This window comes from Streptomyces sp. NPDC006235 (genome assembly GCF_040613735.1).
GTDB lineage: Bacteria > Actinomycetota > Actinomycetes > Streptomycetales > Streptomycetaceae > Streptomyces.
In genome coordinates, this window is the sequence record NZ_JBEXSR010000029.1 from 64,148 (window position 1) to 84,193 (window position 20,046).

Below are 20,046 nucleotides of genomic sequence, written 5' to 3' on the forward strand. Positions count from 1 at the left end.
GACCTTCGGACCCAGCCAGCGCTTGAACCGGCGCAGCGGATCCAGCTGCCCGGCCGCCCGGTCGAGCCGGTAGTACAGCTCCGGCGGGACGTGCGGCAGCAGGGGTGAATGGCGCTGGCCGAGCAGGGCGAACATCCGCTCGGGTGGCAGGTGCATGTAGCGCGCGAGGTTCTCGTACCACTCGCGCAGCGCGGCGGCCAGGGCGATCGCGTCCTCCAGGGCGAGGGTGGTGCCGGCGCCGATGGAGTAGTGCGTGGTGTGGGCTGCGTCGCCGAGCAGGACGAGGTTGTCGCGGTACCAGGTGCGGTTCGTGAGGGTGCGGAAGGTCTGCCAGGGCGTGCCGCCGGAGCGGCCGAGCAGGGGTGGCCGTCCAGGACGTCGGCGAAGAGTTTCTCCAGCAGAGCCCGCCCGTCGTCCTCGCCCGCCCGGTCCAGTCCCAGTCCGGTCCAGGTCTCGGGCGCGCATTCGATGACGCAGGTGCTGCGGCCGGGGCCGTATCCGTAGCACCAGATCCAGCCGTGTCCGGTCTCGACGAAGGTGGAGGCTCGACGAAGGCGAAGGTGAAGGCGTCGAACACCTTCGTGGTGCCGAGCCAGACGTAGGGGTTGCGCCCGGCGGCGACCTCCGTGCCGAAGTGTGCGGCGTGCCGGGTACGCAGGGCGCTGCGGACCCCGTCGGCCGCGACGACCAGGTCGGCGTCGGCGGGCAGGTCCTCGGCCGTGATCTCGCGCTCGTACTCCAGGCGTACGCCGAGCTCGCGGGCCCCGGGCGGCGAGGATCTCCAGCAGCCGGTGGCGGCCGATGCCGTGCCCCTGGGCGCCGCTGTGCCGGGCCGTCAGGTCCCGGACGTGGGCGACGCCTTCGCTCCAGCGGACGGAGTCGCGGTCGAGGGCGCGCCGACTCGGGGTCCTGCTCGTGGAGCCGGTCGCACAGCCCGCGCCAGTACGTGACGCCCCAGCCGTAGGTCGAGCCCTCCGGGTCACGTTCGTGGACGGTGATGTCGTGGGACGGGTCCTGCCGCTTCAGCAGGATCGAGAGATACAGACCGGCGGGCCCGCCGCCGACACAGGCGACCTTCACGCACACCCGCGAGGATTACCGAGAGCTGTCAATGAGGGACGCAGAGCAGCAGGACAAGAGCATCATCGTCCGGACCGCCGGATCGCGTCAGCTTCCCGGCGTGACGCGCACCACGAGCCTCCGGCCTCACGGGGAGAAACATCCGTCACATCGCCGCACTCGGGCGGAACTTCCCCTTCCGCGCCCACCCGGGCGCCCTTCACAGCAAGATCATCTTGGTTCAACCTTGCACGACATAAGGGGAATTGCCCGAATCTCAGCCAACCGGCTCGCGCGGATTTCTCCCGGTACCGGACGGGCCGATAGGCATGCGGGGTCATCACCCGAACGAACCCAGGAGGTCCGTTTGCCCGAACTCAGCCGTCGCCGCGCGCTCACCGCCGCGGCCGTCGTCGCCACGACCACGGCGACGTGGACGGGGCCGGCGAGCACCCCGGCCACGGCCGCCGGACACCACGACTCCCACCAGACCTTCGACGAGGTCTACAAGGGCCGCCGGATACAGGGCCGGCCGGCCGCCGGATCCGGTCACCACCACGGCGCGGGATACGCGGTGTTCGTCGACGGTGTGGAACTGCACGTGATGCGCAACGCCGACGGCACCTGGATCAGCGTCGTCAGCCACTACGACCCGGTGCCCACCCCGCGCGCCGCCGCCCGGGCCGCGGTGGACGAGCTGCAGGGTGCGCCGCTGCTGCCCTTCCCCGCCAACTGACCTACCCCGCAAGGCATCTGGAGCACCCGCACATGACCGTCCGCAAGAACCAGTCCGCCCTGACCGCCGACGAGAAGCGGCGTCTTGTCGCCGCCCTCCTGGAGTTGAAGCGCAGCGGCCGCTACGACGAGTTCGTCACGATGCACAACGCGTTCATCGTCTCCGACACCGACGACGGCGAACGGACGGGGCACCGCTCACCGTCCTTCCTGCCCTGGCACCGAAGATTCCTCCTGGAGTTCGAGCGGGCGCTGCAGTCGGTGGACGCTTCGGTGGCCCTGCCGTACTGGGACTGGAGCGTCGACCGTTCGCCGCGCGCCTCGCTGTGGGCGCCCGACTTCCTCGGCGGCACCGGGCGCGAGCGGGACGGCCGGGTGACGGACGGGCCGTTCTCCGCGTCGTCGGGGAACTGGCCGATCAACGTGCGGGTCGACGGCCGTACGTTCCTGCGGCGCTCCCTCGGCGCCGGGGGACGCCAACTGCCGACCCCGGCCGAGGTCGAGTCCGTGCTGTCGATACGCACCTACGACATGGCGCCCTGGAACAGCGCCTCGGACGGTTTCCGCAATCACCTCGAAGGGTGGCGGGGCGTCAATCTGCACAACCGGGTCCACGTCTGGGTCGGCGGGCAGATGGCCACCGGGGTCTCCCCCAACGATCCGGTGTTCTGGCTGCACCACGCCTACATCGACAAGCTGTGGGCCGAGTGGCAGCGGCGGCACCCCGGCTCCGGCTATCTGCCGGCCGCGGGCACGCCGAACGTGATCGACCTGCGCGAGACGATGCGGCCGTGGCACGACACGAGCCCGGCGGATCTGCTGGACCACACGGCGCACTACACGTTCGACGCCTGATCAGACGGTCGCACCCGCGCGGCACTCCGGGTGGCCCCAGCCGCTGTCGTTCTTGGCGATGGACTCGCCGGCCGCGTAGGAACGGCCGCACTGGCAGCGGCCGGGGAACTTCGCCTTGATCGTGCGCGAGGAGCCCTTCGCCGGCGATGCCTTCCCGGTGCGAGTGGCGCCGCCGCGCGAACGGGGACGCGGGGCCTTGGCCGGGGTGTCGGGGGCGGGCGGCGGCTCGGGGGAGCCGAGGCCGCTGCCCGCGGGCTCCTGGACGGTGGCGGCCTGGCTGGCGGCGCGGTCGGCGAAGTCGTTGAGCCGGTCGCCGTCGACCTGGTGGGCGGGCACGTAGCGGAACTCGACCGAGCGGCCGTCCAGCAGCTCGTCGATGCGTACGACGAGATCCTGGTTGGCGACCGGCTTTCCGCCGGACGTCTTCCAGCCGTTGCGCTTCCAGCCGGGCAGCCAGGTGGTGACGGCCTTCATCGCGTACTGCGAGTCCATCCGGATCTCGAGCGGCACGTCAGGGTCGGTCGCCACCAGCAGGCGCTCCAGCGCGGTGAGTTCCGCGACGTTGTTGGTCGCCTTGCCGAGCGGCCCGGCCTCCCAGCGCACCGGGCTCTCGGAAGCGTCGGCGACGACCCAGGCCCAGCCGGCGGGCCCGGGATTTCCCTTCGAAGCCCCGTCACACGCGGCCACAACACGTTCACGCATGGGCTCGATCATGCCATGGCCGCGTGGGCCGCCCGGCCGGAGGTCTCAGCTCACGTCGGTCATCTTCGGCATGTCGCCCTCGGTCCTGGTGATGTCGATGACCGAGAAGTTGGCGCCCTGCGGATCGCTGAGGGCGGCGAACCGGCCGAACGGGGTGTCCATGGGCCCGAACCGCAGGACCCCGCCGATCTTGGTGGCCTTCGCGACGGCGTCGTCGCAGTTGTCGACGGCGAAGTAGACGTTGATGTAGGGCTGCACCTCGGGCGGGAAGTCCTCCGTCATCTTCATCCGGCCCAGCACGCTGCGGTCGCCGAGGTCGTAGACCCGGAAGTCCATCGCGTCGTCCTCCATCTCCTTCTGCCGGTAGGAGAAGACGGCGGGGAAGAACGCGTCGGACTTCTCGGGCTCGCGGGTGAAGACCTCCGCCCAGGTGTAGGCACCCGGTTCGGCCATCGTGTCGAAGCCCTCGTGCGTGCCCGCCTGCCAGACGCCGAAGACGACACCGCCGGGGTCGCGGGCCAGGCACATGGTGCCGAAGTCGCCGACCTGCATCGGCTCCATCAGCACCTCGCCGCCGTGGTCACGGATCCGGGCGGCGGTGGCGGCGGCGTCCCGGGCCGCGAAGTACAGGCACCACTGCGACTGGCCCTCCTGGCCGGGCATGGGCGGGACGACGGCGGCGACCGCCTTGCCGTTCGCGTAGGCCTCGGTGTAGTTGCCGAACTCCGTCGACGCCTCGGCGAAGGTCCAGCCGAGGACGTCTCCGTAGAAGCTCTTGGCCCCCTCGAGGTCGCTGAACATCGCGTCGGCCCAGCACGGGCTTCCTTCAGGTTGCACGGCCATGACTTCGGCCCTTCCGAGTGAGTGGATCGTCCGTTTCCTCACGCTAGTCACCCGTGCCCCGACCCGCGCGCCGAACGGGCGGTTCCGTCACAGACTGGGCGTGGACCTTCGGCAGGACGGGGAGCGGCGGCATGGTGGACGGGACGATGCGCGCGTGGTCGGTGGTACGGCCGGGCCCGGTCGGGGAGGGGTCTTTGCGGCTGGTCGAGAAACCGGTTCCGGTGCCCGCGGACGACGAGCTGCTGGTACGGGTGCGCGCCTGCGGGGTGTGCCGGACCGACCTGCACGTCGTGGAGGGCGACCTGCCCGTGCGCCGGGTGGGCGTCACGCCCGGTCACGAGGTCGTCGGGGTGGTGGCCGGGACGGGCGCGGCGGTGCGCGGCTTCGCGCCGGGTGACCGGGTCGGTGTGGCCTGGCTGCGCCGCACCGACGGCACCTGCGCGTACTGCGCGCGCGGCGCGGAGAACCTGTGCCCCCGCTCCGCGTACACGGGCTGGTACGCCGACGGCGGCTACGCGGAGTACACGACGGTGCCGGCGGCGTTCGCCTACCGGCTGCCGGACGGCGTGCCGGACGTGGCCCTGGCTCCCCTGCTGTGCGCGGGCATCATCGGCCACCGGGCGCTGCGGCGGTCCGGGCTGCCGCCCGGTGGACGGCTCGGGCTGTACGGCTTCGGGGGCAGCGCCCATCTGTGCGCGCAGGTGGCGCTCGCCGAGGGCGCCACCGTGCACGTCATGACGCGCGGTGCGGCCGCCCGGCGGCTGGCCCTGCAGCTGGGCGCGGCCTCCGCCCAGGACGCGTACGCGCGGCCCCCGGAGCCGCTGGACAGCGCGATCCTCTTCGCCCCCGCCGGCGAGCTGGTCCCGGTCGCCCTGCGCGCCCTGGATCGCGGCGGTGTCCTGGCCGTCGCCGGCATCCACCTCACCGACACGCCTCCGCTGCACTACGAGACCGAGCTCTTCTACGAGAAGGAGTTGCGCAGCGTCGCCTCCAACACGCGTGAGGACGGCCGCGAGTTCCTGACCCTCGCTGCGAGGTACGGCGTGCGCGCGACCACCCATCCGTATCCGCTGTCGCGGGCGGTGGCGGCCCTCGCGGACCTCAAGGCCGGGCGGTTCGACGGGGCGGCGGTGCTCGTGAACGACTTGTCGTGAAGCCCCCGCGGACCGCCTTCCGTGGCCGACGCGTGTCTTCCCCCCGGAGTCCGGCTGTGCTTGCCTGGGGAGCCGTTTCACCGGCCCGGGGCGGGAGTTGCCGTATGCGCAGACCGTGGATCGTGGGTGTGCTGGTGGCGGGGTTGCTGCTCGGTGCGTGCGGGGATCCGTCGTCCGGGCCCGGCACTCCCCCGCCGTCCGCTCCGGCGGTGTCCGCGACCACGCACCAGCGTGCCCCGGCCTCACCCAGCGTCCGGGCCCCCGTGAAGGCGCCCACCGTGCTGTACCTCGGCGACTCGCTCGCCACGGAGAACCACAAGGTCCTCGGCCAGGAGCTGCGCCGGGACCTGCGAGCGAAGTACACGAGCGCCCCCTACTCGGGCACCACCCTGTGCGACTACCTGGAGGGCACGGCCGAGCGGTCCCTCGTCCCGGCCCGGGCCAAGGCGGCCGCCCTGGTGCGGTCGGTGCGTCCGGACTTCGTGGTGCTGCAGTTCTGGGGCAACGCCTGGGACTTCACCTGGTGCATGGACGGGATCACGTACGACGGTTCGCGGAAGCGGTACTTCCAGCGGTACGAGGCCGACGCGCGCAGGCTCGTCGAGCAGATCACGACCGCCGGCGGCTCCCACCGGCCGCGGATCGTGTGGGTGCTCCAGGGCCCGGACCCGATCACGCCGGACCGGGTGCGCCGGGTGAACGGGCTGTACGAGCGGCTGGCCGCCACGACGGGCGGCATCGTCGCCGACGCCGGGAAAGCGGTGAGTCCGGGCTCGGACCGCTACGCCTGGACGCAGTACCTGCCGTGCACCGCCTACGAACGGGCCCATCCCGACTACTGCACCCAGCCGTCCCGCGACCGGACGGCCCTGCACCGGGACGACGACTACCTGCACTTCTGTCTGGCGCCCACGACGTCCACGCCGAAACCCTGCCCGGTCCGCTCCCCCGGCATCCTGCGCATCGCCCGGGAGATCACGAAAAGCATTCGACAGTCGGCGAGTTGACCGCTCGAATAGCGCCATGTGCGCGGTGCGAATGCATGAGGACGAAGTGGACATCGACGTCTCGCTCGTCGGCCGGCTGATCGCGGGACGCTTCCCGCGGTGGGCCGGGCTGCCCCTGCGGCGCCTGGAGTCCTCCGGGACGGAGAACGCCATGTTCCGGCTCGGCGCGGACAAGGTCGTACGGCTCCCCCGGCATCCCCGCGCCGTCGAGGGCATCACGCACGAACTGCGCTGGCTGCCCCGGCTGGCTCCCGGGCTGCCCACCGCAGCGCCCGAGCCTCTCGGGCGGGGTGAGCCCGGCGACGGCTTCCCGTGGCCCTGGGCGGTCTACAGATGGCTGGAGGGCCGCAACCCGGTGCCCGGCACGCTGGAGCAACCCGGACCGCTCGCCGAGGACCTGGCGACGTATGTCACCGCCCTGCGCCGGATCGACGCGGCGCAGGGCCCGGTCGGCTACCGGGGTGTGCCGCTGGCGGCCCGGGACCGGTTCATGCGGGAGGCGCTCGCGCAGCTGGCGGGGCGGATCGACACCGCGGCGGTGACGGACCTGTGGGAGCGGGCCCTGCGCGCCCCGGAGTACGCCGGACCGCCGCGCTGGGCGCACGGCGATCTGATGGCCGGGAACCTGCTGGTCAGGGACGGCCGACTGGCGGCCGTGATCGACTACGGCACGGTGGGGGTGGGCGACCCCGCCGTCGACCTCATCAGCGCCTGGTGTCTGCTGCCCTCCGAGGTCCGCGGCCTCTTCCGCGAGGCCGTGGACGCGGACGAGGCCGAGTGGGCACGCGGCCGGGGCTGGGCCCTGTCGATCGCGGTCATCGCGCTGCCGTACTACTGGGACACCAATCCGCCGGTCGCGGAGAACTCGCGGCATGTGATCGGGGAGATCCTGGCCGAGTCCCGGTAGGGGCAGAAAGGAAAGGGTTCCTGCCCCTGTCAGGGGGTGCCTCACTCGCCGGCGTACGCCCGGTCCAGGGCGGCGATGTCGAACTTGCCCATCGCCATGAACGCCTGGGTCACCCGGGCCGCCTTCGCCGGGTCCGGGTCGGTGATCATGTCGTCGAGCCGGTCGGGGATGACCTGCCAGGACACGCCGAACCGGTCCTTGAGCCAGCCGCACGGGCCGGGTTCGCCACCGTTCTCGGTGAGCTTGGTCCAGTAGTAGTCGATCTCCTCCTGGTTCTCGCAGAAGATCATGAAGGAGACCGCCTCGGTGAACTTGAACATGGGGCCGCCGTTGAGCGCGAGGAACCTGTGGCCGTTGGCCGTGAACTCGACGGTCATCACGCTGCCGGCGGGCTGGGGCGCTCCCTCGGGGTAGCGGGCAGTCTTTCCGATGCTGGAGTTCTTGAAGACCGAGACGTAGAAGTGGGCGGCCTCCTCGGCCTGGCCGTCGAACCAGAGACACGTGGTGAAACCGTCGGATGCCATGAGTACCTCCAGGAGCGTGGATCGCTGTCATCTGTGTCGACCGGTCCACGCCCGGAAACTCATCGGCCGGGCGGGCGGCATTTCGGCGGGCGGCGCCACGGCCCGCGTTCCGCACCGGCTGTGCGACGGCGTGCTCTGCCGGGAGCGGATCTGCCAAGGGCAGAGAATCGGTCTGCGGGCATCGTCCGAGGCCAAGAGTGGAGTCGACGGCACGCCCGCGGCACGTCCGCGGGCCTTGTGCCACGACTTGCCACGACTCGTCAGACGAGGAGAACCAATGACTCCACTCTCGACACTCGCCCCGCGGGCGGAGGAGGGCGACACGCCTCCGACCCGGTTCGACGACCATCTGGCCGCCCAGCTGCTCGCACAGCGCATCGTGCTGCTGGGCACGCAGGTGGACGAGGTCTCCGCGAACCGGGTCTGCGCCCAGCTGCTGATCCTGTCCGCGGAGGATCCGCGCACCGACATCAGCCTGTACATCAACAGCCCCGGTGGGGCGGTGCACGCGGGACTCGCCATCTACGACACGATGCGGCTCATCCCGAACGACGTTTCCACCCTGGCGATGGGCTTCGCCGCCAGCATGGGCCAGTTCCTGCTCAGCGTCGGCGCGCCGGGCAAGCGCTACGCCCTGCCGAACGCGCGGATCATGATGCACCAGCCGTCGGCGGGCATCGGCGGCACCACCGCCGACATCGAGATCCAGGCGGAGAACCTGGAGTTCACCAAGCGGACCATCGAGCGGATCACCGCCGAGCACACCGGCCAGAGCCCGGAGACGATCTCCCGGGACGGCGACCGGGACCGCTGGTTCACGGCCGAGGAGGCCAGGGAGTACGGCATGGTCGACCGGGTCGTGGAATCCCTCGACGACGTCCGCCCGGCCACGACGCGACGCAGGATGGGGCTGCAGTGATGGGGAGCTACACGATTCCGAACGTCATCGAGCGCACCCCGCAGGGCGAGCGGTCCTTCGACGTCTTCAGCCGTCTGCTCAACGAGCGGATCATCTTCCTGGGCACCGAGATCGACGACGGCGTCGCCAACGTCGTCATCGCGCAGCTCCTCCATCTGGAGTCGTCGGCGCCGGAGAGCGAGATCTCGGTCTACATCAACTCCCCCGGCGGCTCGTTCACCTCCCTGATGGCCATCTACGACACGATGTCGTACGTGCGGACGCCGATCTCGACGTGCTGCGTCGGGCAGGCGGCCTCCACCGCGGCCGTGCTGCTGGCCGGCGGGGACCCCGGGCGGCGGTTCGTGCTGGAGCACGCGCGCGTGCTGCTCGGCCAGCCGGCGACCGGCGGGCAGCGCGGCATGGTCTCCGACCTGGCGCTGCAGGCCAAGGAGATGGTGCGGATCCGCTCCCAGGTGGAGGAGGTGCTGTCCCGGCACACCCGCCACGACGTGGCGACCCTGCGGGCCGACATGGACCGCGACAAGGTGTTCACCGCGCAGGAGGCGGTGAGTTACGGACTGGCCGACGAGGTGCTCAGCCGGCGTCTCGTGCGGGTCTGAGACGCCGGCCGGCCCACCGGGCTCAGGCGGCCATGCACAGTCCGTCGTGCGACGGAACGGACACCCCGCGGCGGCCGCCGCCCGTGTACCGCGAGGTGACGCGGGTCAGTTCGCCCTGAGCCCTCGACAGCAGGTCGCCGAGGCCCAGTCCGAGGGCGTGGGCGGCGGCCGCGAGGACCTCCGAGGAGGCCTCCTTGCGGCCGCGCTCCACCTCCGACAGGTACGGCATGGAGATCCGGGCCGCGTCGGCGACGTCCTTCAACGTGCGCTCCTGCGCGAGACGTTCGCGTCGCAGCACGTCACCCACCAGGTCGCGCCACAGGGGCTCCTTCGGAGCGGGAGCGGGCGGCCCGTGGCGGGGCGGAGCGGTGACCGGACGGGCGGCCTGGGTTCGCGCGCCGGGCGGGCGCAGGGGGATGACGCGGGCTTCGTTCGGCACGTGGTTGCTCACTTCTCCAGCCTAGGAGTCATGGTCGCCAGGGGAAGGGGACGGCGTTCCGCTCTGGGTGGAATCGCCGAACGGGCCGCAGTCCGTGCGGTGTTGGGGCGCCCTGGCTCCGCCGTGCGGTCTGTCCGCCCCTGCCCCGGGCACCCGGCGCCGGTCGAGTCCGGTCCGCGGATGCGGAACGGCCGCGCATGTGTGGCACGGAACCGGGTACCCGCAACCCGGAGGGACCTAGGCAGATGTCCGCCGTGACGTTCATGGGAGAGGTAATGGAGACCGCCGTGATCCGGTCGCAGGCACAGGTCGTCGAAGAGAACGCGGAGGCCGGCACGGGTGACGGAGCACTGCCGGTCGTGGACCCGCGGTCGGTGGCTCCACGGGACGCCAGGGAGCTTTCCCGCCAGTTCTTCCAGCGCCTGACGGAACTCGAAGAGGGCACCCACGAGTACCAGTACGCGCGCAACACGCTGATCGAGATGAACATGTCGCTCGTGCGGTTCGCGGCCGGCCGGTTCCGGGGCCGCGGCGACGACATGGAGGACATCGTCCAGACCGGGATGATCGGTCTGATCAAGGCCATCGACCGGTTCGAGCTGTCGCGCGAGGTCGAGTTCACCTCCTTCGCGCTGCCGTACATCGTCGGTGAGATCAAGCGGTTCTTCCGGGACACGACGTGGGCCGTGCACGTGCCGCGGCGGCTTCAGGAACTGCGCGTGGAGCTGGCCAAGGCCCGTGAGGAACTCGCCAGCCGGCTGGACCGCGAACCCACGGTCACCGAGCTGGCCACCCTGATGAACATCTCCGAGAGGGAGGTCGTCGAGGGGCAGATCGCCGCCAACGGGTACAACTCGTCGTCGCTGGACGCCGCGCTCACCGGCGACGGCCCGGAGGGCGGCGAGGCGGTCCTGGCCGACTTCATCGGCGTGGAGGAGGACGGGCTGCGGCTCGTCGAGGACTTCCACTCGCTCGCCCCGCTGATGGCGGAGCTCAGCGAGCGGGACCGGCAGATCCTCCACATGCGGTTCGTGGAGGAGGCCACGCAGGCGGAGATCGGGGAGCGGCTGGGCTGCTCGCAGATGCACGTCTCCCGCCTGATCAAGCGGATCATCACGCGACTGCGCGAGGGCATGCTGGGCGAGCTGGGCTGCGCCTGACGCGGCCGGCGGACCAGCGGGTGCCGTCCCCACACGCGGGAGTGGGACGGCACCCGCCTCCGTGCCGACTCCCGAGGGCGTCTCCGTGCCGGCTCCGGGGGCGTCGGTGGACGGCGGCGTCGGTGGACGGCTCAGTGATCGGTTTCGTCGGCGAGCGGCAGCACGGCGCGCACCCGCTTGCCCACCGGCACCCGCTCCACGCTGACCTGCTCCGCGAGCGCGTGGACGATCTCCAGGCCGTGCCGTCCGACGCGCTCGGGGTTGCGGGGGAAGATCCGGGGCAGTGCGGAGCTGCTGTCGTAGACCGACACCGTCACCGCGGTGTCCGTGCCGACGAGTTCGAGGATGTACGGCCCGTTGCTGTGCCGGTCGGCGTTGGTGACCAGCTCGCTCACGACGAGCTGGACCGCCCCGCCGACCCGGTCGTCGATGCGCGCGCACCACTCGGTCCTGAGCTGGTCGAGGAAGAGCGCGGCGAAGGACCGCGCCTCGGCGATGCAGCCCTGCTCGCCGGTGTAGTGTGCCGCCCGCCTCAGCGGTTCCACGGGCACGTCGAAACCAGTCGGTATCACTGCCCCGTCCAGGTGGTCGATCATTCGTTTCTCTCTGGGAAGCCGGACTGGCCGGACGCTCTGCACAGTGCTCGTACCCCGAGCCGGGCCTCGCAGTCCTGACAGGCCTTCGGCCCGTCCGGTGCCCCGGGCATTGTCCCCTGTCCGCGGGGCACCCGGCGGGAACCGGGGCCGGCAGCCGCCGGACGACGGCCGTGGGCGGTCATCGCGGTGCGGGCCCGCCCGGTGCGGAGGTCGCGCGATGAACGAGCTGAGGGCGGCACGGAGCCTGACGACCCTGCCGGTGGTCACCCTGGGCGGCGACGCCGTCGCGCAGGTCAAGGACACCGTCTTCGACACCGCCGCCGCGCGGGTGACCGGCTTCACGCTCAGCGGCCGGGGACTGCTGTCGGGCCCGCTGAAGCAGAGCCTGCCCTGGACGGCCGTGCACTCCCTGGGCCATGACGCCGTCATGATCGTCGACGCCGGTGCCCTGGCCGACACGCCGGTCGCGGTGGCGCGCCGCGCGGCCCTGCAGGGCCGGGTGCTGCACGCGAAGATGCTGACCGACGAGGGCGCCGAGGTGGGCACGGTGCTCGACGTGGTCGTCGAGGGCGGCACCAGCGGCCGGGTCGTGGGCTTCCGGATCGCCGCGGGCAAGGCGCTGGCGCGGGGCTCCGGGCGACACCGGCACCGGGTGTACGTGCCGCGCGGCGAGACGCTCGCGGTGTCCGGACGGACGCTGGTGGTTCCGGCGGACGCCATCCGCTTCGCGGCCGACGACCTGCCGGCCTTCGCCGCCCGGGTCGGCGCCTTCCATGAGGGACATGGGCGGCATGAGGGCAGCGGGGGACACGAGGGCCCTGAGGGGGCACCGTCATGATGCTGTTCTCGCAGGCCCGGGGACTGCCGGTGCGGACGCTGGACGACACGGACGAGATCGGCGTCCTGAAGGCCCTGACGGTCGACGCCCCGGCCGGTGTGGTCACCCACGTCCGAGTGCGCCGCAGGCACTCCCGCAGGGAGTCCGTGCTGGCCTGGGGCGCCCTGCACGCCATCGGCCCGGACACCGTGCTCGTCCGCTCGGCCGCCGCCCCGTCCGAGGTACCGCCGCACCACGAGCTGCCGGGCGCCAGGATCCTCACCGAGACGGGCGACGGGCTCGGCACGGTCCAGGACGTCGTGTTCGAACCCGAGACCGGCCGCATCGAGGCGGTCCGCACCGCCCACGGCGACCTGCCGGCGGATCGCCTGGTCGGGCTCGGCGACTACGCCCTGGTGGTGCGCGCCGGATGAGCCGGGCCGAGTGAACCGGCACGGTCGAGTCGGCCCGGTTGAGTCGGCCCGGTCAGGAGGCCGGGGGCTGGTCCGTCGTGTCGCCCCCGGTGGTGTCCCCAGGCGGAGGCGGGGGTGGTGGCGGCTGCGACGACGTCCCCGGGTCCGAGGTGGGCGGCTGCGACGACGTCCCCGTGTCCGAGCCGGGCGGCTTGCTCGTGGGGGGCTCCGACGAGGTCGTGTCGGCCGGCGACGTCGGCGTGGTGACGCTCACCGACGGCGAGGGCTTGTCGGGCTTCTCGGTCTTGCGGTCCTTCTCGCCCGTGTCACCCGGGTGCCGCTTGAACCATTCGCCGTCGGGCTCGCACACGATGAAGGCGTCGACCGGCTTGGGAGCGGGCGTGACCGCGACGACGTTCGACTGCTTGAACCCCGGCCACGCGTCCCCGGTCGTCTTCGGCGCGCTCTGCTGGGCGACCGGCGCGGACAGCGGGTTGCCGCACGCGCAGCGCACCCGGGGCACGCCGCGGTCGTCGACGAGGACGGCGGTGCCGGACTGGAGGACGGCCTGGTAGCTGGTCGCGCGGCCGTCGCTGTAGCCGTGGTTGGTGACGCGCGTGTCGATGCGCAGCACGACGGGCGTGAGCGAGCGCAGGTAAGCGGGGACGTCGGGCGGGTCGACGCGGGCGACGGAGGCGAACGCCCGCTGCTTGTCCGGAGCGCCCTGGAAGTACGTGATCTGCTTCTCCACGTCACAGCTGGCGACGTTGCGAGTGCCGCCGTACAGGCCGGGCGCTCCACCCTGGACGCCCTGGACGGCGTTCTGCGTGGCCAGCTCGGTGGGCGAGGGCGAGACCGGTGAGGCCGAGCTCTCCTTCGCCGTGGACTCGGTGAACGGGTCCGGGCCGGTGTCGGCCGCGGGCTGGAGGAAGACCTCCCCCTCGGACGTGCTGGTACCGCCGTCGGACGCGCCGGTGCCGCCGCCGTCGGGCCGGGTGAGCACCACGGCCAGGATCACGGCGGCCACGACGGCGGTGGCGATCAGGGCCACGCGGGGTACCGACCCCCACCAGGGGCGGCGGGGTTCCGGCGCCTGCCCTCCCCCGCTCGGCGGCTCGGAGGGCGGCCCGCCTCCCGACGGCGGCTGGGAGGGACCGGACAGCGGGCCCGACGGGGGCCCTGTGGGGCGGCCGGACGACGGCGGTTCGACGCTCACGAGCTCTTCTTCCCACGTGGGTTCTCTGCGGCCTGCACACAGTCGGACGACAAATCCCGTTGCATGCCGCTTCTTCCACTACGAGTTCATTGTGTGCTCCTGTCCCGTACGGCTCGCAAGCCGACGCGGACGGACCTCCCGACGGGCGTGCGGCACGACTGCTGCTTAGCGTGACAGCGTGAGTTCACGCACCTCCTCCGGCCAGGCACGTACCTCCGGCGAGCGGGCCGTCGCCCGCCACGGCTGGGCGCATGCCCTCGTCACGGTGCTCGGCGGGCTGCTCGCCATGGCGGTGGTGGCCGCGCTGGGCCTGTGGGCGGCCGGGGCGGCGGACCTCCCGGACGGCGGGTTCGCACCGGTCGTCGCGGCGACCGTGGTCACCGCCGTCGGCGGCGCCGTGAAGCTCTCCGGAAGCGCGGGCGACCTCGCCGACACGCAGGCGGGTCTGACCGTCATCCCCCTGTCCGTCACGCTCACCGGGGCACTGGTGATCGCCTGGGGCTTCCTGCGGCCCCTGCGGCACCGCGCGGTCGCCGGAACGGCGGAGCTGGCCGGCTGGGCCGCGAGGATCGCGGTCCTGTGGCTGCTCGCGCTGATCGGTCTGACCCTCGCCGCCCGCCACACGTTCGACATCCCCCTCGGGAACGACGACCTGGGCGAACTGGGCGATCTGTTCGGCGCCTCACCCAAGGTCGGTTTCACCACCGACGTACCGCTGTCCGTGTTCGTCGGCGTGGTGTGGCTGGCCGGTGTGCTGGTGCTGGCCCTGCTGGTGTCGCGCGGCGCCCCGTTGCCGGCCCGGCTGCTGCGCTTCCAGGCCTCGGTGCGGCCGGCCGCCTACGCGATGGTCGCGCTGCTGCTCGCCTACGTCGTCATCGGCGTGATCGTCGCCCTGGTCGTCGCGGCGACCCGGGGGCACGCGGCGGAGACGTTCGCCGTGATCCTGCTCGGCATGCCCAACCTGGTGTGGCTGGCGCTGACGATCGGACTCGGCGCCACCTGGAACGGCCGGGTGGAGGGGCCGTTCGGGCTGCCGATGCCGCATGTGCTCGACGAGGTGCTGCGCACCCCGGACATCTCCGAGCTGAACCTGCGGACGCTCTCCGAGCACGACGGCAGGGTGTGGTGGCTGCTGGTCGTCGACGTGGTGCTGCTGCTCGCCGCCGCGTTCGTGATGGCGGCCCGGTCGCCGGCCCGGGTACGGGCCTGGGAGCATGCCCTGCGCATGACCATCGCGCTCGTGCTCACAGTGTTCATGATCTGCCTGGTCGGGCGCGTCTCCGCGCACTTCGGTCTGTCCGTGCTCGGCATCGGCGACCTGGGCGGCGGCCTCGCGGGCGAGCTGTTCCTCAGACCCCGGCTGTGGGGAGCCGTGGGTCTGGCCGTCCCGTGGGGGCTGCTGACCGGGTTCGCCGGGGCGCTGCTGGCGCGGCACGTGCGGCGCCGGGGCGAGGTGCGCGCCGAGCGGGCGGGCTGACACCGGGCACACCGACTGCGCTGCGGTCGCCGCGCTACGTCCGCTGCACGAAGACCGGTTCGGCCCAGCGCGGGGGCGGCTTCGGCCCCTCCTCCCCCGGCGGCCGGCCCATCCGGGCGGGGGCGGGCCCGGCGCCGGGTCCGACTCCGGTCGTCGCGGCGCGCAGGGCGGCGACGAACGTCAGGCAGGAGGGGTAGCGGTCGTCGGGGCGCTTGGCGAGAGCCTTGGCGAACACCGGGTCCAGCTGGGACGGGAGGTCGGGCCGGGACTCGGTCAGCGGCGGCGCGTCGTCGTACTGGTGGGCCCACAGCAGGGCCATGTCGTCGTCCCGGAGGAAGGGCGGGTGGCCGGCGAGGATCTCGAAGACGACACAGGCGAAGCCGTACACGTCGCAGCGGGCGTCGACCGGCTTGCCGGATATCTGTTCGGGGGCGACGTAGTCGAGGGTGCCGACGAACTGTCCGACGGTGGTGAAGCCGGTCAGCGACAGCGACTTCTTGGTCAGGCCGAAGTCGGTGAGGTAGACGTGCTCGGGGTGATCGCTGTCGGTGCCGCGTGAGACCAGGATGTTGCCGGGCTTGACGTCCCGGTGCACCAGCCCGTGGTCGTGGGCCGCGTCGAGCGCGGAGGCGACCTGGGCGGCGACGCGTACGGCGGTGGCGGGCGGCAACGGGCCCTCCCGGTCCAGGAGATGACGCAGGTCGCTGCCGGCGACGAACCGCATGGCGATGTACAGCACTCCGTCCGTCTCGCCCGCCTCGAAGACCGGCACGATGTGCGGGTGGTCGATCGCGGCTGCGGCCCGGGACTCGTGGGTGAAGCGGCGTCGGAAGGTGTCGTTGCGGGCGAGTTCCGGGGCGAGCAGCTTGAGCGCGACGGTGCGCTCCAGACGCAGGTCGCGGGCCCGGTAGACCACGGCCATGCCGCCGCGCCCGATCTCCTGCTCGATCCGGTACCCGGCGATCTGCTGCCCGACCAGCTCGGAGGGCCGCCCCGAGAACAGACTCGTCTCGCGGTTCAACGGACGTCACCCTCGGGCGACACGATCCGGGTGGGTTCGGCCCCCACGACCCGCGTGGCCGCCGCCTCGGCAGCCTCACCGGCCTCCTCGTCCGAAGCCGCGTCGCCGTCCTCCTCGGGGGGCACGACCCGCGTGGGCGGCGCCTCGGGGGAAACGACCCGCGTGGGCGGTGCCTTGGGCACGTCCCGCCTCGGTTCCGGCGCCTCGGGAGACACGACCCGGGTGGGTGGTGCCTCGGGGGGCACGTCCCGCCTCGGTTCCGGCGCCTCGGGAGGCACGACCCGGGTGGGCTCCGGGGCCTCCGGAGGCAGGGCCCGTGTCGGCTCAGCGGCTTCAGAAGACGCACCCCGTGGCGGCTCCGGCGCCTCGCGAGACGCAGCCATAGGGGGCTCAGGAGCCTCCGATGGCACCACCCGCGTGGGGGCAGGAGCCTCGGAAGGCACAGACGGCGCCGGCCGGGACGCCTCAGAGGACACGACCCGCGTCGGCTCCGCGGACTCAGGCGACGCGGCCCGAGGGGACTCGGACTCCGCGACGCCCGGCGACACCAGCCGCGGGGGCTCTGGGGCCTCGCCAGACGCGGCCCGCGCGCCCTCGGGCACCTCCGACGACACCACCCGCGTGGGATCGGGAGCCTCGGGAGGCACGAACTCCGAGCGGGCTCGCTCCTCGATGGCCTCCGCGGGGACGACCCTGGTCGGGGTGCGTGCCGGTGCCGGCGGTTCGACCGGGCGGGGTTTCGGGTCGGAGCGGGGTGTCTCGTCCGTCGCGTACGTGGTCGCCCGGGTGCCGTCGGCGTACACCCAGTGCCCGTGCGCGGCGTCGTAGAGCCACACGGACTCGCCGTCGACGACGACGCCGATCCGCAGCCCGTGCGTGCGGGCGTGGAAGGACTCCCGGTCCGAACCGCCCGCGAGGTCCTCGACCGCGGAGCGGTAGCGCGCCAGGGCCTCCTGCGCCCGGTTCAGCAGCGGACGCGGATCGGCGCTGCGGGTGAGCGGCCCGTCCGCGGCGGGCGGATCCTGCGGTACGGCGACCAGGCGGCGGCCGTCGACCCAGGCCGACCAGCCGTTGAAGCACAGCACGTGCCCCCAGTCGCCCTGCCGCTCCAGCAGCTGCACCGGCAGCAGCGGGTCCAGGTCCACGGTGGGCCGGGACGGGTCGGGGGCCTCCCAGGCGGGCATCCCGTTCTGCGGGACCACGTGCGTGGGCCGGAATCCAGGAGTCGTCACAGGCGCTGCCTACTTCCGCATCACGGCCGGTTCGTGGCGGCGCAGCAGCCGGGACACCAGGAAGCCGAAGAGCACCGACAGCACGAGCAGCATCCCGACGTCGAGCAGCCATGTGCCCGCCGAGTGCTCGAAGAGCGGATCCTCGGTCAGATCGTCGGGCACGATCCGGTCCAGTCCGACGGTGCCGGCCATCGCGGCCAGCGCCCAGCGCGCGGGCACCAGCCAGCCCAGTTGCTCGAGCCCGGGGACACCGTCCAGTTTCAGCAGGGCGCCGCAGAAGACGACCTGGACGATGGCGATGAGCACGAGCAGCGGCATCGTCACCTCCTCCTTGCGCACCAGCGCGGAGATGAACAGGCCGAGCATCATCGCCGTGAACGCCAGCAGGGCGACGGCGACCGTGATCTCCACCAGGGGCGACATCAGCACGCCTTCGCCCCCGGGCGCGTTGAGATCCACGCCGAGCAGCGCGACCAAAGTGAGCACCACCGCCTGGAGCACGGTGATGACGCCCAGGACGACGACCTTGGACATCAGGTACGCCGATCTGGACAGGCCCACCGCCCGCTCACGCTGGTAGATCACCCGCTCCTTGACGAGTTCCCGCACGGCGTTGGCGGCCCCGGTGAGCACCGCGCCGACGCACAGGATGAGCAGGGCGTTCATCGCCGTGTCCTGCGTCAGCTTGCCGCCCGCCAGGGCCCTCGCCATGATGCCCATCACGAACGGCAGGGCGATCATGATGATCAGGAAGGTGCGGTCGGCGCTGAGCGCGGCCGCGTACCGCCGCACCAGCGTGCCGAGCTGGGCGCCCCGGCTGCGCGGCCGGGGCGGCGGAGCGATGACCACGGGCCCGGACCGGGGCTGCTGGGGCTGGGCGGTGGCGTCGGCGACGTACCGGCCGTGGAAGGGCGAGGCGCTGTAGTCCCCGGCCCAGTCCCGGTCCGCGTCCCGGTCGAAGGCCTCGAAGGCCTCCGGCCACTGCTCGAAACCGAAGTACGCCAGGGCGTCCTCGGGCGGCCCGTAGTAGGCGATCTTGCCGCCGGGCGCGAGCACGAGCAGCCGGTCGCACACGTCGAGGCTGAGCACGCTGTGGGTGACCACGATGACGGTCCGGCCGTCGTCGGCGAGGCCGCGCAGCATGTGCATCACCGAGCGGTCCATGCCGGGGTCGAGTCCGGAGGTCGGCTCGTCGAGGAAGAGCAGCGACGGCTTCGTCAGCAGCTCCAGGGCCACGCTGACGCGCTTGCGCTGGCCGCCGGACAGGCTGTGCACGTGCTGGTCGGCGCGCTGTTCCAGGCCCAGTTCGCGGATCACCTCGTCGACCCGGGCGCGCCGCTCGGCCTTGGCGGTGTCCTGCGGGAAGCGCAGCTCGGCCGCGTAGGAGAGGGCTTTGCGGACGGTCAGCTGGGCGTGCAGGATGTCGTCCTGCGGGACGAGGCCGATGCGCTGGCGCAGCTCGGCGTAGTCGCGGTAGAGGTCGCGGCCGTCGTAGAGGACGGTGCCGTGGTCGGCGGGCCGCTGGCCGGTGAGGGCGTTGAGGAGCGTGGACTTCCCGGCGCCGCTCGGGCCGACGACGGCGAGCAGGCACTTCTCCCCCACCGGGAACGACACGTGGTCGAGCAGCGTCTTGCGGCCGCGGTCGACGGCGACCGTGAGGTCCTGCACGTCGAGGGAGACCTCACCGGTGTCGACGTACTCCTGGAGCTGGTCGCCGACGAGGCAGAACGCCGAGTGGCCGATGCCGACGATGTCGCCCTGGCCGACCGGGGCGCTGGTGACGCGGCTGCCGTTGAGGTACGTGCCGTTGTGGCTGCCGAGGTCGGTGATCTCGTAGGTCCCGTCGGGCAGGGCGCGCAGTTCGGCGTGCCGGCGGGAGACCACCAGGTCGTCGATGACCAGGTCGTTGTCGGTGGCGCGGCCGATGCGGACGGTGCGGGCGGGCAGCGGCCGCACGGTGGTGGGCTGCCGGTAGGTGCCCGTCTTGGCCGGCATGGAGACGGCGGAGGGGCGTTCCGGGGCCGGTGCGGGGCGGCCCGTCAGGACCACGCGCGGCCCGTCGGCCGGGTTGCCGAAGCGGATCACGCTGCCGGGTCCGACATCCCACTCGTGGATGCGGCGGCCCTCGGCGTAGGTGCCGTTCGTGCTGTTCTCGTCCTCGATGGTCCAGTGCCCGTCGTCGGGTCTCAGGACCGCGTGGTGCCAGGAGACCCGGTCGTCGTCGATGACGATGTCGCTCATCGGGTCGCGTCCGACGTGGTAATCGCGGCCCGGAATCATCACTGTGGAGCCCGTCTCGGTCTCCAGGACGAGTTCTGGTGTTACCGACGACTGCGCCATGACCAAGATTCTACCGATTTGCCTGATA

Annotated in this window: 19 protein-coding genes and 2 pseudogenes; 11 read left to right on the top strand and 10 right to left on the bottom strand. The window is 72.3% G+C overall.

Features of this window, described 5'->3' with window-relative positions:
- Positions 1 to 1,080: pseudogene (locus tag ABZ192_RS28545) on the bottom strand (FAD-dependent monooxygenase); the annotation flags it as partial.
- A 346-nt stretch (positions 1,081 to 1,426) separates the two neighbouring features.
- Between ABZ192_RS28545 and ABZ192_RS28550 the strand changes: the two are divergent.
- Positions 1,427 to 1,795, top strand: a complete 369-nt coding sequence (locus ABZ192_RS28550) for a tyrosinase cofactor (RefSeq protein ID WP_356927342.1) — start codon at positions 1,427 to 1,429, stop codon at positions 1,793 to 1,795.
- 32 nt (positions 1,796 to 1,827) lie between these two features.
- Positions 1,828 to 2,649 carry a tyrosinase family protein gene (locus tag ABZ192_RS28555; RefSeq protein ID WP_356927343.1) on the top strand — a complete coding sequence of 274 codons (822 nt, stop codon included), beginning with the start codon at positions 1,828 to 1,830 and terminating at the stop codon, positions 2,647 to 2,649.
- Here the strand turns inward: ABZ192_RS28555 and ABZ192_RS28560 are convergent, their stop codons facing one another.
- On the bottom strand, positions 2,650 to 3,363 hold the full coding sequence (locus ABZ192_RS28560) for a ribonuclease H (protein ID WP_356927344.1): 714 nt from the start codon (positions 3,361 to 3,363) through the stop codon (positions 2,650 to 2,652).
- 33 nt (positions 3,364 to 3,396) lie between these two features.
- Positions 3,397 to 4,194, bottom strand: a complete 798-nt coding sequence (locus tag ABZ192_RS28565; protein ID WP_356927345.1) for a VOC family protein — start codon at positions 4,192 to 4,194, stop codon at positions 3,397 to 3,399.
- 146 nt (positions 4,195 to 4,340) lie between these two features.
- Between ABZ192_RS28565 and ABZ192_RS28570 the strand changes: the two genes are divergently transcribed.
- From ABZ192_RS28570 to ABZ192_RS28580, 3 genes are all read left to right on the top strand, one after another.
- A complete protein-coding gene (locus tag ABZ192_RS28570; RefSeq protein WP_356927389.1) occupies positions 4,341 to 5,348 on the top strand; it encodes a zinc-binding alcohol dehydrogenase family protein in 1,008 nt (335 codons plus the stop codon).
- Positions 5,349 to 5,452: 104 nt separating this feature from the next.
- Complete coding sequence (locus ABZ192_RS28575; protein WP_356927346.1) at positions 5,453 to 6,355, top strand: SGNH/GDSL hydrolase family protein; 903 nt, start codon at positions 5,453 to 5,455, stop codon at positions 6,353 to 6,355.
- Positions 6,356 to 6,386: 31 nt separating this feature from the next.
- On the top strand, positions 6,387 to 7,262 hold the full coding sequence (locus ABZ192_RS28580; protein WP_356927347.1) for an aminoglycoside phosphotransferase family protein: 876 nt from the start codon (positions 6,387 to 6,389) through the stop codon (positions 7,260 to 7,262).
- 41 nt (positions 7,263 to 7,303) lie between these two features.
- Here ABZ192_RS28580 and ABZ192_RS28585 read toward each other — a convergent pair whose 3' ends face one another.
- Complete coding sequence (locus tag ABZ192_RS28585; RefSeq protein ID WP_356927348.1) at positions 7,304 to 7,786, bottom strand: VOC family protein; 483 nt, start codon at positions 7,784 to 7,786, stop codon at positions 7,304 to 7,306.
- A 277-nt stretch (positions 7,787 to 8,063) separates the two neighbouring features.
- Here ABZ192_RS28585 and ABZ192_RS28590 point away from each other — a divergent pair, with 277 nt between their 5' ends.
- Together ABZ192_RS28590 and ABZ192_RS28595 are read left to right on the top strand one after the other, a co-directional pair.
- A complete protein-coding gene (locus ABZ192_RS28590; protein WP_356927349.1) occupies positions 8,064 to 8,705 on the top strand; it encodes an ATP-dependent Clp protease proteolytic subunit in 642 nt (213 codons plus the stop codon).
- Positions 8,705 to 9,307 carry an ATP-dependent Clp protease proteolytic subunit gene (locus tag ABZ192_RS28595; RefSeq protein ID WP_356927350.1) on the top strand — a complete coding sequence of 201 codons (603 nt, stop codon included), beginning with the start codon at positions 8,705 to 8,707 and terminating at the stop codon, positions 9,305 to 9,307. The genes ABZ192_RS28590 and ABZ192_RS28595 overlap by 1 nt, the downstream gene beginning before the upstream one ends.
- Before the next feature lie 22 nt (positions 9,308 to 9,329).
- Here ABZ192_RS28595 and ABZ192_RS28600 read toward each other — a convergent pair whose 3' ends face one another.
- A complete protein-coding gene (locus ABZ192_RS28600; RefSeq protein ID WP_356927351.1) occupies positions 9,330 to 9,758 on the bottom strand; it encodes a helix-turn-helix transcriptional regulator in 429 nt (142 codons plus the stop codon).
- Between the two features lie 263 nt (positions 9,759 to 10,021).
- Here ABZ192_RS28600 and ABZ192_RS28605 point away from each other — a divergent pair, with 263 nt between their 5' ends.
- Positions 10,022 to 10,906 (top strand): RNA polymerase sigma factor SigF, encoded by an 885-nt coding sequence (locus ABZ192_RS28605; protein WP_356927390.1) that lies wholly within the window; start codon positions 10,022 to 10,024, stop codon positions 10,904 to 10,906.
- Between the two features lie 131 nt (positions 10,907 to 11,037).
- On the opposite strand, the gene ABZ192_RS28610 is transcribed toward ABZ192_RS28605, so the two are convergent.
- Entirely contained in the window at positions 11,038 to 11,502 is a 465-nt protein-coding gene (locus ABZ192_RS28610) for an ATP-binding protein (RefSeq protein ID WP_356927352.1), read from the bottom strand.
- 217 nt (positions 11,503 to 11,719) lie between these two features.
- On the opposite strand from ABZ192_RS28610, the gene ABZ192_RS28615 reads away from it, so the two are divergent.
- Together ABZ192_RS28615 and ABZ192_RS28620 are read left to right on the top strand one after the other, a co-directional pair.
- Entirely contained in the window at positions 11,720 to 12,340 is a 621-nt protein-coding gene (locus tag ABZ192_RS28615; RefSeq protein WP_356927353.1) for a PRC-barrel domain-containing protein, read from the top strand.
- The gene (locus tag ABZ192_RS28620) at positions 12,337 to 12,753 is read left to right on the top strand and encodes a PRC-barrel domain-containing protein (RefSeq protein WP_356927354.1); all 417 of its coding nucleotides are present in this window, start codon (positions 12,337 to 12,339) and stop codon (positions 12,751 to 12,753) included. Before ABZ192_RS28615 ends, ABZ192_RS28620 begins: the two co-directional genes overlap by 4 nt.
- A gap of 52 nt (positions 12,754 to 12,805) precedes the next feature.
- On the opposite strand, the gene ABZ192_RS28625 is transcribed toward ABZ192_RS28620, so the two are convergent.
- A complete protein-coding gene (locus ABZ192_RS28625) occupies positions 12,806 to 13,948 on the bottom strand; it encodes a DUF6777 domain-containing protein (protein ID WP_356927355.1) in 1,143 nt (380 codons plus the stop codon).
- A 178-nt stretch (positions 13,949 to 14,126) separates the two neighbouring features.
- Between ABZ192_RS28625 and ABZ192_RS28630 the strand changes: the two genes are divergently transcribed.
- A complete protein-coding gene (locus ABZ192_RS28630; protein WP_356927356.1) occupies positions 14,127 to 15,425 on the top strand; it encodes a streptophobe family protein in 1,299 nt (432 codons plus the stop codon).
- Positions 15,426 to 15,459: 34 nt separating this feature from the next.
- On the opposite strand, the gene ABZ192_RS28635 is transcribed toward ABZ192_RS28630, so the two are convergent.
- The 3 genes and pseudogenes from ABZ192_RS28635 to ABZ192_RS28645 form a co-directional block, all read right to left on the bottom strand.
- Entirely contained in the window at positions 15,460 to 16,446 is a 987-nt protein-coding gene (locus ABZ192_RS28635; protein WP_356927357.1) for a serine/threonine-protein kinase, read from the bottom strand.
- Between the two features lie 746 nt (positions 16,447 to 17,192).
- Positions 17,193 to 17,678, bottom strand: a pseudogene (locus tag ABZ192_RS28640) (hypothetical protein); the annotation flags it as partial.
- A 9-nt stretch (positions 17,679 to 17,687) separates the two neighbouring features.
- On the bottom strand, positions 17,688 to 20,018 hold the full coding sequence (locus ABZ192_RS28645; protein ID WP_356927358.1) for an FHA domain-containing protein: 2,331 nt from the start codon (positions 20,016 to 20,018) through the stop codon (positions 17,688 to 17,690).
- Positions 20,019 to 20,046: the final 28 nt, after the last annotated feature.